General features: G+C 67.1%; 10 protein-coding genes. 1 reads left to right on the plus strand and 9 read right to left on the minus strand.

All coding sequences use genetic code 11. The features are described 5' to 3' along the window. Positions 1-105 precede the first annotated feature (105 nt). The 4 genes from F0U60_RS34555 to trmFO form a co-directional block, all read right to left on the minus strand. Positions 106-1569, minus strand: a complete 1464-nt coding sequence (locus tag F0U60_RS34555; RefSeq protein WP_395806320.1) for a beta-1,3-glucanase family protein — start codon at positions 1567-1569, stop codon at positions 106-108. Positions 1570-1797: 228 nt separating this feature from the next. Beyond that, positions 1798-2706: a tyrosine recombinase XerC gene (locus F0U60_RS34560; protein ID WP_395806321.1), complete on the minus strand. Its 909-nt coding sequence runs from the start codon at positions 2704-2706 to the stop codon at positions 1798-1800. A gap of 43 nt (positions 2707-2749) precedes the next feature. After that, the gene (locus F0U60_RS34565) at positions 2750-4360 is read right to left on the minus strand and encodes a gliding motility protein (protein WP_395806322.1); all 1611 of its coding nucleotides are present in this window, start codon (positions 4358-4360) and stop codon (positions 2750-2752) included. Beyond that, the gene (trmFO, locus tag F0U60_RS34570) at positions 4357-5712 is read right to left on the minus strand and encodes a methylenetetrahydrofolate--tRNA-(uracil(54)-C(5))-methyltransferase (FADH(2)-oxidizing) TrmFO (protein ID WP_395806323.1); all 1356 of its coding nucleotides are present in this window, start codon (positions 5710-5712) and stop codon (positions 4357-4359) included. The genes F0U60_RS34565 and trmFO overlap by 4 nt, the downstream gene beginning before the upstream one ends. A gap of 277 nt (positions 5713-5989) precedes the next feature. On the opposite strand from trmFO, the gene F0U60_RS34575 reads away from it, so the two are divergent. Next, positions 5990-6376 carry a TraR/DksA family transcriptional regulator gene (locus tag F0U60_RS34575; protein ID WP_395806324.1) on the plus strand — a complete coding sequence of 129 codons (387 nt, stop codon included), beginning with the start codon at positions 5990-5992 and terminating at the stop codon, positions 6374-6376. A 48-nt stretch (positions 6377-6424) separates the two neighbouring features. Here F0U60_RS34575 and F0U60_RS34580 read toward each other — a convergent pair whose 3' ends face one another. From F0U60_RS34580 to F0U60_RS34600, 5 genes are all read right to left on the minus strand, one after another. After that, positions 6425-6955: an ExbD/TolR family protein gene (locus F0U60_RS34580; RefSeq protein ID WP_395825583.1), complete on the minus strand. Its 531-nt coding sequence runs from the start codon at positions 6953-6955 to the stop codon at positions 6425-6427. A 60-nt stretch (positions 6956-7015) separates the two neighbouring features. Then, positions 7016-7540, minus strand: a complete 525-nt coding sequence (locus F0U60_RS34585) for an ExbD/TolR family protein (RefSeq protein ID WP_395806325.1) — start codon at positions 7538-7540, stop codon at positions 7016-7018. A gap of 19 nt (positions 7541-7559) precedes the next feature. Then, positions 7560-8297, minus strand: coding sequence for a MotA/TolQ/ExbB proton channel family protein (locus F0U60_RS34590; protein WP_395806326.1), 738 nt, complete (start codon positions 8295-8297; stop codon positions 7560-7562). Positions 8298-8425: 128 nt separating this feature from the next. Further along, positions 8426-11020 carry a type I DNA topoisomerase gene (gene topA, locus F0U60_RS34595; RefSeq protein WP_395806327.1) on the minus strand — a complete coding sequence of 865 codons (2595 nt, stop codon included), beginning with the start codon at positions 11018-11020 and terminating at the stop codon, positions 8426-8428. 8 nt (positions 11021-11028) lie between these two features. Then, positions 11029-12150, minus strand: a complete 1122-nt coding sequence (locus F0U60_RS34600) for a DNA-processing protein DprA (RefSeq protein ID WP_395806328.1) — start codon at positions 12148-12150, stop codon at positions 11029-11031. Between the last annotated feature and the right edge of the window lie 102 nt (positions 12151-12252).

Genomic DNA, 12252 nt, shown 5'->3' on the forward strand with positions numbered 1-12252 from the left:
GTTCCTGCTTGTTGTGGGGGGGATTGGATTGGAAAACAGACCGCGCCCGGTCACCGGAAGATGACCAGGCGCGGGGACGTCAGGGTGAGACGGCTGTGTGAGGAATCAACCCGCCGGGCAGAACGTCACGTTGAGCTGCTGCCCGCCGGTGCACGTGTAGAAGCCGGCCTGGTTCGCAGCCATTGGGTAGTCGTCATAGGCGAACCCGTACACGGCGCCGCACTGGTCGTGGACCCACTTCGCGTACAAGTTATACGGCTTCCCGGTGTTGTAGTACTGCGCCACGTTGGTGCTGTCGGGCGCGTCCAGCATTCCGCGGTTCAGCGCGGCGCACCACTTCGCACTCTGGTCGAAGAACGGCGGCGAGCACGCGTAGACCTGCGCCGTCTTCGCCGTCCCCGGCGTGCAGACACCCGGGTACTTGCTCGCGCAGCGGGCGATCTCGCTGTCCAGGCGCGTGCAGACGGAGGCGCGACGATAATCACTCGCGTACTCGCCATCGAGGCAGAAGGAGCGCGGGGCAAGGCAGATGCTTCCGCCACCCATGGAGTAGCGCAAGCCATCCGGACACTGGGTATCGATGGCTGACTGAATGGCGCTCGCGGACTTGTTGCACTGCACCTGGACACAGCTGGAACCCGTGCCCACGCCGGTGATCTGCATGGGCAGACCTACGTGGTCCACGTACGTGAGGTTGTAGTGGAGGAGCTGCGAGCCACCATTGGGCTTCTCGAGCGTGAACTCGGCCTTCTCCAGCTCGCGGGGCGAGGTCGGCGACGGCAAGGTCTTGTATGCGCTCACGCGGCCGCTGGGGTAGTTCGCCGGGGTCGCATAGGTGTAGCTCTGCCCGGTGGCGAGGGCGCGGTAGATGGGGTTGCCCGCCGCGTCCTTCTCGAGCGGAATGCTATACACGCCCGTCAACGTGACATGGAGCGGGTACGGGCACTTGTTGGTCACCTTGACCGGAATGGTGCCCGTGGGAGTTGTCGGCGGCTGGGTGGTGCCACCGGTGTCGTGCAGCTCGAACCAGTCGAGCTTGAACAGCCAGTCACCGCCCGTCGCGACTCCCTTGAGGTACAGCGAGCGGGTCCCGGAGAGCTCGGTGATGTTGACGGTCCGGGTGATGAAGGCGTTCCAGTCGCTCCCGGTGGCGGACAGGAGGTCCACCGTCCCCACCTTCGTGCCAGAGCCCACCGCATCCGCCCAGATCTCCGCCCGGCCTCCTCCGTATGGGGCCGCGATGCGGAATTGGATCTGATCCGCTCCGGTGAAGTTCACCGACGGGTAGTGGATCTGCTCGTTGACCTGGAAGCCCGCCACGGACTGCCCTTCGCCGCCGCCCTCGTTGAACACTCCCGTCGTGCCACTGGAGGACCAGTTCTCCGCCTGGTACCGGCTCCCCACGATGACCGACTGCGTCACCTCCAGCGGGGCTCCGTCCTCATCGGCCTCGGGCCTGACGTCACAGGCCACTCCCGTGGTGATCATCAACCCCGCGACGCCCACACCCCACGCGCTCTTCCAACCCATCCGCGTGAACCGCCCGTTCCGTCTCTCTGTGCTTGGCATGTCGCTACTCCTCTGCGCTCCAACACCAACGGAGCCCCCCATAGAGCGACGTAATGGGGAAAACGGGTTAACAGCGACAATTCATTTTTACGGAGAAAACGTGGTCTTGTGAACACCTCTTATGGGCGCAAATAGAAAGGGCCGGGAAGCGCTCTCGCCTCCCAGCCCGGTTCAACTCGAGATTTTCTCTACCCTCACCCCGTCCCTCTCCCAGGGGGAGAGGGGATGTCAGGCTCTTGGATGCGCCGCGTCGTAGACGGCCTGGAGCTGCTCCCAGCTCACGTGCGTGTACCGCTGCGTGGTGGAAAGGCTCGCGTGGCCCAGCAGCTCTTGAATGCTGCGGATGTCCGCCCCACCCCCTAACAGGTGCGTGGCGAACGAGTGACGCAGCGCGTGGGGGCTCACCTTGCGCTGCAGCGCGCACTGCACCACGTAGGTGTCCAGGTGCCTCGCGATGCTCCGAGGTGTCAGCCGGCCTCCCCGGTAGTTGAGAAACACCGCCTCCTCGTCCTGCCCGGGGCGTGGCACCGCGAGCAGCTCGTCCCGACGCGCCAGGTAGGCCTCCAGTGCGCGGATGGCCTGCGCGTTCACCGGGCACAGGCGCTCCTTGCTGCCCTTGCCCATCACCCGGATGATGCGGCCGCTCCTATCCACATCCAGCAGGTTCAGCCCGCACAGCTCGCTGATGCGCAGGCCTCCGCCGTAGAGGATCTCGAGAATCGCCTTGTCCCGCAGGCCCAGCACCGTCTTCTGCGACGGCATCTCGAGGATGGCGAACAGCTCGTCCACGGGCAGCACCTTGGGCAGGCTCTTGGGCTGCTTGGGGCTCTTCACCAGCTTCGCCGGGCTGCCCGGCAGCAGCTTCTGCCGCACCAGGTACTTGTAGAAGCTCTTGATGCTCGCGAGCCGCCGCGAGCGGCTGGACGGCGCATGGTCCACCGCCAGCGTCCCCATGTAGCCGCGGATGGCAGCGTGCGAGGCCGACAGCAGCGTCAGCTTCATCCGCTCGACCAGGTAGCGCTCGAAGTCCACCAGGTCGATCAGGTAGTTGCGCACGGTGTGGGGGCTGGCACCCTTCTCGTCCTCGAGGTGGGCGCGGAACTTCTCCAGCAGCGGCGACAGCTCGGCGGTGCTCATGGGCGGCTCCAGCGTAGACGCAACCGGGCCGCCCGCAAGCTTCTCACGGCTGGGCCGGCGCCACGTACACGCCGGGGTTTGTGCCCTTCAGCACGTACACCGCCAGCGAGTCGTTCGGACCTGCGAAGTACGCCGGCAGCTGCGCGCCCTGGTCGAGCGTCTTTCGCGCCTGCGTCTTCACGTCGTAGATGGCGACGTCGAACGTGTCCGAGTCCATCCGCGCCGACGTGGCGAGGATCCGGTTGCCGTCCTCGGACACCTTGTAGCTGTAGATGCCTTGTAGCCACGTCTGCGGCTCGGCCTTCTCGGCCCGGGGCAGCGGCAGCGCCTTGAAGTCGCAGGCACGGCCCTCACGGATGCAGCTCGAGCGGAAGACGAGCGCCGTGTTCCCCGGGGTGAAGCCGTAGCCGAAGACACCCGGCTGGGCCTTCTCCGCCTTCTCCGCGCCCACTTGGTACAGCATCAGGTCCACCGAGTAGATGGGCTTGAGGAAGCGCGACAGGAAGGCCACGTACTTACCGTCGCTGCCCCACATGAAGTTGGGCACGCGGCTGCCCACCAGCTTCGGCTCGCCATCCGGCAGCGCCACCACGCCCATCAGCCCCGCGCCCGCCGGCTGGTCGTACTTCGCCAGGAAGCCCAGCGCCTGAGAGTCCGGCGAGAAGGCCAGCTCCTTCACGCGCTCGCCCACCTTGCGTCCCGGCTCGCCCGAGGCCGGGCCCACGTACAGGTCGCCCAACGCCTCCGGCTTGCTCCCGTCGTTGCGCGCCAGCCATTTCGAGTCCGGCGAGAAGGCGAACGCCGTCGTGCCCGAGGCCACCTTGCGCCCCTTCAGCTCCGGCAGATCCGCCACGTACAGGTCATACGTGCCCTGCACCGAGGTGCTGCGCACCTGGTAGGCCACGTGCTTGGAGTCCGCGGACAGCACGAAGTCGCCCACCTGGTCCGCCAGCTTCAGCGGCTCGGTCGGCTTGCCCTCCGGCGCCTCCACGGGCACTGCCAGCAGCCCACCGGCCGCGGCCAGACGCCGCTTGAAGAAGAGCATCGTGCCGTCTGGGGAGAAGCCCGCCGTGGACACCTCGCCCGCCACCTGGCGGAAGGGTCCCGCCGGCAGCGACCCCAGCTTCAGCACCCCACCGTCCACGAAGGCCAGCTTCGAGCCGTCCGGGCTCGGCAGGAAGTACGACACCGATGTACCGAGCTTCTGGGGCTCGGCGGTGGGCTCGCGCAGCGCCAGCGCGTGCAGCGCACCGGACTGGTTCGCCACGTTGTACCCCGTGAGGTACAGCACGAACTTCGAGTCCGGGGTGAAGAGCTGGCCACCGGGATAGTTGGTCACCCCGTCTCCCAGCTTGCGCGGCACGCCGCCCGTCACCGGCACCACGTACAGCTCGCCCAGCCGCATCTGGGGCGGAATGCCCTCCACGATAGGCTTGTGCGTCTTGCGCAGGTACGTAGCGAACTGCCCATCCGCGGTGACGCGCAGGTCATCCGCCGGACCCTCGGCCAGCATCGAGCCCACGCCGCCCACCGCGCCCGCGGCTCCCGACCGGGCACCTCCCTGCTGCCCTCCGCTGCTCTTCTCGTCGCTGCGCTTGCACCCCACCAGCGCGAGCGCCATCAGCGCGCCCGCCACCACGGTTCGTCGGCTCATGCAGTCCTCTGGAGCTCCTGCGCGGGAGGCACGCTTGGCAGCCACGCAGCCAGGTCCGCCCTGGCCCGCTCCGCGTACTTTGCCCGCTTGTCCGCCTTCTTCACCCGCCCCGGCAGCGACGGGAACAGTCCGAAGATGACGTTCGAGGGTTGGTAGTCATAGTCCGGCGGGTGCGCCTCGCCCGTCACGTGACGGTAGAGCGAGCCCAGCGCCGTGGTGGCTGGAGGCGGGACGAACTCACGCCCCGTCAGCCGCGCGTACACCGCCAGCGCCGTCAGGTAGCCGCACGCCGCCGACTCCACGTACCCCTCCACGCCCGTGATCTGCCCCGCGAAGAACAGGCGCGGCTCCGCCTTGAGCGACAAGTCCCGTCCCAGCAGCCGCGGCGAGTCGATGAAGGTGTTGCGGTGGATCTGCCCCATCCGCAGGAACTCGGCGTTGGCCAGGCCCGGCACGCACGTGGTGAAGATGCGCTTCTGCTCGCCCCACGTGAGGCGCGTCTGGAAGCCCACCATGTTCCACGCCGTCCCCTCCCGGTCCTCCATGCGCAGCTGAACCACCGCGTAGGGCTCCTCGCCCGTGCGTGGATCCTTCAGCCCCACCGGCTTCATCGGCCCATAGGCCAGCGTGTCGTCGCCTCGCTCCGCCATCACTTCGATGGGCAGACACCCTTCGAAGTATTTGGGTTCCTCAAAGCTGTGCGGCTGCAGCTTCTGGCCCGCCTTCACCTCGGCGATGAACCGGTAGTACTCCTCCTTGTTCATCGGCAGGTTGATGTAGTCGTCGCCCCCTCCCTTGCCGTAGCGGCTCGCGCGGAAGGCGATCCCCATGTCGATGGAGTCCCCCGCCACGATGGGGGCAATGGAGTCGTAGAAGTAGAGCTTCTCCCCCACGTAGCGCTCGAGCTCCTTCGTCAGCGCCTCCGAGGTGAGCGGCCCGGTGGCCACCACCACCGTGCCCTCGGGCAGCGTGTCCACCTCGCCCGCCACCACCTCCACGCCGGGAGCCCCGTGCACCGCGCTCGTCACCGCTGCCGAGAAGGCCTCCCGGTCCACCGCCAGGGCGTCACCCGCAGGTACTCGGTGCAGGTCCGCGTTCCCGAGGATCACTGACGACAGCGCCCGCAGCTCCGCGTGCAGCAGACCGATGGCGCTCTCCGGGTTGTCCGAGCGCAACGAGTTGGAGCACACCAGCTCCGCGAACTGGTCCGTCTTGTGCGCCGGCGAGCGCCGGTGCGGCTTCATCTCCCTCAGCGTCACCGGAACCCCGCGCCGCGCCAGCTGCCAGGCACACTCGCTGCCCGCCAGTCCACCGCCAATCACCGTCACCCGCTGAAGCTTCACGTCCTCCATCACACTCTCCGCGAGCCCGCTCTCTGGGCCCGTCCGGCAACTGTTAGCAGGACCACCCCGCCCTGTCCCACCCTTCCGCTCCTGGATGTCCACCCTCCGGTCATCCGGCTCCTGCCTCCCCGCTCGCTCTCCGGCCCTGCGACAGGTAGGAAATTCGGAAACAGTTTCCCTACCTGCTCATGGCTCCTAGCTTTTGCCCGTTCATCGCACCGGGAAATTCATCCGTGCGACGCAGTGCGCCATTACGCAGTGCACCATTGATGGGGAGCGACAGGCCATGAGCCGAGCCAACGACCTTCTGAAGATTCGCGATCTCCTGCAGCGGCGCCGCCGGGACATCCTCAATGCGAGCATGGGCGCCCAGCGCGAGTTGAGTGCGCTCAAGGACCAGGATCGCGACCCCGAATACGAGGAGAACGCGCAGGCGGAGCTGGCGGACTACACGCTCTCCAGCCTGATGGAGGCGCAGCGGCGCGAGGTGATGCTGATTGATGCCGCGCTGCGTCGAATGGACACGGGCGTGTTCGGATCCTGCGTGGACTGCGGCTACGACATCCCCATCGAGCGGCTGGAGGCGCTGCCCTTCGCCATTCGGTGCGAGGAGGACGCGACGCGCCATGAGCTGGAGCTGCGCGGCGGTCCGCAGGCTACGCCCACCCTCTAGCGCATCCAACGCACGAAGCCAGGTAGGGCGCCTGGGAGTCGGAGCGCCCTACTGCGGCTTGCCCTCGTCCTGGAGAACCACGAACCGGTAGTTCTCCAGCTGGCTCTGGCCCGCGGTGTAGAGCACCGTGATGAGCATGTCGTAGGAGATGCTCTTGTCCGCGATGACGGAGAGCTCCCCGTTGAAGGGCGCCGCCGGGTTGCGCTCGGCGATGTACTTCAGCTTCTCCACTTCCTTCTTGAGCTGAGCATCCAGCGGCAGCACGAGCCGGCCCTGGAGCGCCTCGGGAGGAATCTGCCCGTTGCTCAGCCGCAGCACTTCCTTCTCCCCCACGAGGATGTTCTTGGGGGTGACGGTGACGGCCACGGTGTCCTTGGGCGTGGCGCGCGTGGAGGACACAGGCGGCCGCACGTCCTCGCTGGCCGTCATGGCCGCTGACGACGAGGCGAAGGACTTCAGGAGGAACACCAGGAGGATGGTCATCATGTCCATCATCGCGGTGATGTTCAGCTCCTTGATTTCCCCAGCCGCCTCGCGCTCCTTGCGCTTCTTGCGCGCGAGCGCCTTGCGGAAGCGCATCCGCTGCAGCGCCTCGTTGTCCACCGACACCTGCGTGGTGCTCTCGCCCGTCGTCGACATCTAGATGGCTCCGAGGGTGACGTCCGGGAAGAGCAGGCGGTGCGGCCGCTCCTGCGTCTCGCGGATGGCGTCCATGGTCTGGATGAGCGCCTCGTAGGGGATTTCAGGGTCCGCGGCGACGATGACCTTCGTCTCGGAGGGGAAGGCCTTCTTGATCTCCACCATCTGCGCGTTGAGGGCGGCGTAGTTGTACGCGCCATCCGCCTTGAGGGGGATGGTGGGAGCGCCGTCATTCTTGCCGAGGATGGCGTTCTCGCTGTTGACGAAGTGCCCCTTCTTGCTGATGAGCACGCTGAGCGTCAGCTGCGGCTTGTCCGCGTCTTGCGGCTGGGCCACCGTGGAGCTGGGCCCGCCGTAGCTCGGCGCGTTGACGTTGAGGATGCCGAAGGCCGCCAGCCCGTTGATGGACAGCAGCATGAAGAGGATGAGGTTCATGAGGATGTCGAGGTACGGGACGATGTTGAGCTCGCCCGTCTCCTCTTCCTCACGAGGCTTCAGCTTGCGCCGCGAGTAATGGAACGCCATGACCCCTCCGACGCGTGGCCTAAGCGGCCCGGGCCTCGTCGATGGTCGTCTCGCCCGCGGCGCGGCGCGCCAGCAGGTTCTCCAGCTTGAGCGCGTTGAGCTCCATGGTCTCCACCATGCTCTTGGCGTACGAGGTCAGGAACAGGTGGAAGATGATGCACAGCACCGCGATGGAGAGCGCGAACGCGGTGTTGTTCATGGCCTTGGAGATACCGTCGGAGAGCAGGGCCTGCTTCTGCTCCGCGGGCACGTTGCCGAGCGCCTGGAACGTGCCGATCAGACCGAAGATGGTGCCGACGAGTCCCACCAGCGTGGCGATGTTGGCCAGTGACCACAGCCAGGGGATGCGCGCGCCCACGTGCGGGCTGTGCTCGACGAGCGCCTCCTCCACCGACTTGGCGACCTCGATCTCCCCGCGGTTGGCGCGGGTGAGCCCGGCGCGGATGACCTTGGCCAGCGGCGAGTGAGGAGCGGCAGCGCACAGCTTCACGGCGCGGTCCACGTTGCCGGTCATCACCAGCTTGGTGATCTGCTCCATGAAGGGCGGCGCGTTGAGGTTGTAGCGGAACATCAGCGTGACAATCCGCTCCAGGGCCACCGCGAGCGCCGCGGCCAGCCAGAACAGATTGACGAACATGAACGGGCCACCGTCTTTGAAGAACTTGATGACGGAGTCCACGACGCCGAGCTTGGCCGGCGCGGCCGCCGGGACTTGGGTCAACACCACGTCCAGCAGCTCGCTCACCATGGGAATCATCGCGAAGAGGGTCCTTTCGACGCCCGGGCCTGCCCTGGGAGCAGGCACTGAACTTCTAGAAGACCCTCCTCGGAGGTGTCAAGCCAGGGGCAGGGCCATGCCCCTGAAATCCTTGAACTTTCAGCGCTTCAAGCAGCCGAGGAAGCGTTGGGGCCGTTGGCGGCGGGTGTAGCAGCAGCGGCCACCTCGGGCTCGACGATCTGCCGCCGGTAGTCGCACTCCTTGTTGGGGCAGGCGATGAACGGGCCGTCCCGCTTGGAGTACTTCTGCACCAGGTAGGGCGACTGGCAGCTGGGGCACGCCTCCGGCAGCGGCCGGTCCCAGGCGGCGAACTTGCAGTCTGGGTAGCGGTTGCAGCCGAAGAAGATCTTCCCGAAGCGGCTGCGGCGCTCGGTGAGGTAGCCCTGCTTGCAGTCCGGGCACGTCACACCGATGGAGATGGGCTTGGACGTCTTGCACTCGGGGTAGCCCGAGCACGCGAGGAACTTCCCGAAGCGGCCACGCTTGACCACCATGTTCTTGCCGCAGTTCTCGCACTTCTCGTCGGTCGTCTCCTCCTCGATGATGACGATCTTCCCCTCGGCGTCGCGCTTGAAGTCCTTGGTGTTCTTGCACTCGGGGTAGTTCGAGCACGCGAGGAAGTGGCCCATCTTCCCCCACTTGATCACCATGACGTTGCCGCACTTCTCGCACGCCACGTCGGTCTTGATCTCCTCGCGCTTGACGTCGCGCATCTCCGCTTCGGCCTTCTCGAGCGTCTCCTTGAAGGGCCCGTAGAAGTCCTTGAGGACGGCCTTCCAGTTGGCCTCGCCCTCGGAGATCTGATCCAGCTTCTCCTCCATGCCGGCGGTGAAGGCGACGTCCAGCTCGTGGGGGAAGTGCTTCACGAGCAGCTCGTTGCAGATGACACCCAGGTCCGTGGGCCGGAAGCGGCCCTCCACCTTCTCCACGTACTTCTTCTCCTGGATGGTGGAGAGAATGGCGGCGTAGGTGGACGGACGGCCAATGCCCCGCTCCTCGAGCTCCTTGACGAGGGTGGCTTCCGAGAAGCGCGGAGGCGGCTGGGTGAAGTGCTGCTCGTCGAGCAGCTTCTGCAGGGAGAGCGCGTCCCCGTCGTTGAGCACGGGCAGCTCGCCCACGCCGTCCTCGTCGGTGTCCTCGCCGGCGGCGCGCGCCTTCTCCTGGGCGGCCTCCTCCTCGGGGGTGAGGCTGGCGCCGTAGATGGCCAGGTAGCCGGGGAACTTCAGCGTGGAGCCCGAGGCCCGGAAGGTGGCCCGGCCCGCGGTGATCTCCGCGCTCGTCTGGTCATACACGGCCGGCTTCGTCTGGCACGCCACGAAGCGGTTCCAGATGAGCTCGTAGAGACGGAACATGTCCGCGGCCATGTCGTCGTTCATCGAGTCGAAGTAGTGCTTCACCTTGGAGGGCGGGTACTCGAGCGACGTGGGCCGGATGGCCTCGTGCGCGTCCTGAGCGCCCTTCTTGGTGCGGTACACCACCGGGGCCTCCGGCAGGTAGTCCGCGCCATAGGTCTGGCCGATGAACTCGCGCACCGCCGCCACCGCCTGATCCGACAGACGGGTGGAGTCCGTACGCATGTACGTGATGAGCGCCGTCTGGCCCTCCTCACCGAGCGGCACGCCCTCGTAGAGACGCTGGGCCAGCGCCATGGTCTTCTTGGCGGTGAAGTGGAGCCGGTTGGCGGCCTCCTGCTGCAGCTTGGAGGTGATGAAGGGAGCGGGCGCGTTGCGGCGCCGCTCGCGCTTGTCCACCTTGGACACCACGAACGACGAGCTCTTCAGCTCCTCCACCAGCCCCTGGGTGGTGTCCCGGTCCTTCAGGTCCACCTTCTTGCCATCCACCTTGGCCAGCTTGGCCTTGAAGGGCGGAGGCCCGGCGGGACCCTCGAGGAGGGCATCCAGCGTCCAGTACTCCTGGGGGACGAAGGCCTTGATCTCGTCCTCGCGCTCGCAGATGAGGCGCACGGCCACGGACTGCACGCGGCCCGCGGACAGGCCCCGGCGTACCTTCTTCCAGAGCAGCGGGGAGATCTGGTAGCCCACCAGCCGGTCCAGGATGCGGCGCGTCTGCTGGGAGTCGTAGTTCTCCTGGCTGAGCTGGCGCGGGTGCGCGATGGCCTCCTGGATGGCCGGCTTGGTGATCTCGTTGAACATCACCCGGTAGGCGTTCTGGTGGCCCAGCTGCTGGTTGATGTGCCAGGCAATGGCCTCCCCCTCGCGATCGGGGTCCGTCGCCAGGAAGACCTTGTCCACGCCCTGAGCGGCCTTCTTCAGCTCGCTGAGCACCTTCTCCTTGCCCTTGATGACTTCGTACTGGGGCTCGAAGTCGCGCTCGAGGTCCACGCCCATCTTGCTCTTGGGCAGGTCCAGGATGTGGCCCACCGAGGCCTTCACCGTGTAGCCGGAGCCCAGGTACTTCTTGATGGTCTTCGCCTTGGCGGGCGACTCGACCACCACGAGGTAGTGCGGTCCCTTGCCCCGCTTGGGGGAGTCGGTGGCCTCGCCATCCTCGGCGGAGGCCTCCACGGTGGGCAGGGCCTCGTCACTGACCTTGCGGCGCGAGGAGGCCTTCTTGGCGGCCGTCTTCTTCTTGGCGGCGGTCTTCTTGCGCGCCGCCGGCTTCTTGGCTGCCTTCTTGGGGGCCGCGGTCTCCTCGCCCTCCATCTCGCCCGCCGTTGCCGTCTTTTTCGTGCGCGTCGCCATGATTTTCCTCAAACCTTCTCGAACAACCTTCCAGGATGCTGGATGACGAGCCCCGACAGCTCGAGCTCCACCAGGGCGCTGGAGAGCGCCGCGGGCGAGAGCTGGCTACCGGCCAGCACCTCATCGAATGACCTGGGAACCCTGTCCAACACCTGGTAGGCCCCCCTCGCTTCCACCGAGAGCTCATCCCACGACGAACCCTCTCCTGGCGGGACCGACCGCTCGGGGTGAAACCCCACGGCCCGCCAGACTTCATGAACGGAGAGACAGGCCCGCGCGTGTCCATCACGGATGAGCGCGTTGCAGCCGGCCGCTCCCTCGTTCATCACATCACCGGGCAGGGCTAACACTGGCCGGCCCTGCGCTCGTCCCGCTTCCGCCGTGTAGAGGCTGCCAGAAGCCGCCCCCGCTCGGAGGATCAACACCGCATCCGACGCGCCAGCGATGAGCCGGTTGCGCCGGGGAAAGGTCGTCGTGCTCGCCCGGACGCCGGGCGGCAGTTCACTGAAGAACACCCCGCCCCGAGCCAGGAAGTGCGGCAGCAGCTTCGCCTGGGCGGGATCCAACGCGTCCAGCGCCGAGCCGAGGAAGGCCCACGTCTCTCCGCCCGCGTCCAATGCGCCCCAGTGGCAGGCCCGATCTACCCCGGCGGCAGCTCCGGACACCACCCCCACCCCACCCTCGGCCACCTGCCGGGCGAAGCTCCTCGCAAAGGGAAGGAAGCCCTGATCCGGGTGCCGGCTGCCCACCATGGCCACCCGGCGGCGCGGCGGCCCCACCTGCCCCCGGTAGAACAGGAGCGGAGGGGCATCCTCCGTCTCAGCCAGGCGCGCGGGGTAGGCCGGCTCGCCCTGGAAGGCCACGCCCATGGCGACGGCCGCGCAGCGCTCCAGCACGCGATCTGCCAGGAAACCCAGCTCGGGGACCTCCGCCAGACGCCGGCGCACCGGCATGGGCAGCGGCGCCTCCACCAGCCAGTCCTTCACCGGACAAGCAGCCAGGCGAGCGAGCGAGCCCCCGGCAAAAGCACGCAGGTTCCCCAAGGTCCTCGGGCCCAGCCCGGGGACGGCCCAGAGTGCCAGGAGCGTCCGTTGCTCCGCCGTGTGCTTGTCCGTCGTGACGTCCACCATACCCAACCCCCCTCCTGGGCCCACCTATATAGAAGATGGGTCCGACGGCGAGGGGGCGGGACACATAAACACCCGTCCGGCGGTGGTCAAGCGGCACGTCCC

It is taken from the genome of Archangium minus (assembly GCF_044360475.1).
In the GTDB taxonomy this organism is placed as follows: domain Bacteria; phylum Myxococcota; class Myxococcia; order Myxococcales; family Myxococcaceae; genus Archangium; species Archangium minus.

Bases quoted from the DNA above. Each gene is read 5' to 3' on its own strand.
- F0U60_RS34585 (WP_395806325.1), bottom strand. From the start codon at position 7,540: ATGGCGTTCCATTACTCGCGGCGCAAGCTGAAGCCTCGTGAGGAAGAG.
- F0U60_RS34590 (WP_395806326.1), bottom strand. From the start codon at position 8,297: ATGATTCCCATGGTGAGCGAGCTGCTGGACGTGGTGTTGACCCAAGTC.
- F0U60_RS34565 (WP_395806322.1), bottom strand. From the start codon at position 4,360: ATGAGCCGACGAACCGTGGTGGCGGGCGCGCTGATGGCGCTCGCGCTG.
- F0U60_RS34560 (WP_395806321.1), bottom strand. From the start codon at position 2,706: ATGAGCACCGCCGAGCTGTCGCCGCTGCTGGAGAAGTTCCGCGCCCAC.
- topA (WP_395806327.1), bottom strand. From the start codon at position 11,020: ATGGCGACGCGCACGAAAAAGACGGCAACGGCGGGCGAGATGGAGGGC.
- F0U60_RS34580 (WP_395825583.1), bottom strand. From the start codon at position 6,955: ATGCGCTTCCGCAAGGCGCTCGCGCGCAAGAAGCGCAAGGAGCGCGAG.
- F0U60_RS34600 (WP_395806328.1), bottom strand. From the start codon at position 12,150: ATGGTGGACGTCACGACGGACAAGCACACGGCGGAGCAACGGACGCTC.
- trmFO (WP_395806323.1), bottom strand. From the start codon at position 5,712: ATGGAGGACGTGAAGCTTCAGCGGGTGACGGTGATTGGCGGTGGACTG.
- F0U60_RS34555 (WP_395806320.1), bottom strand. From the start codon at position 1,569: ATGCCAAGCACAGAGAGACGGAACGGGCGGTTCACGCGGATGGGTTGG.
- F0U60_RS34575 (WP_395806324.1), top strand. From the start codon at position 5,990: ATGAGCCGAGCCAACGACCTTCTGAAGATTCGCGATCTCCTGCAGCGG.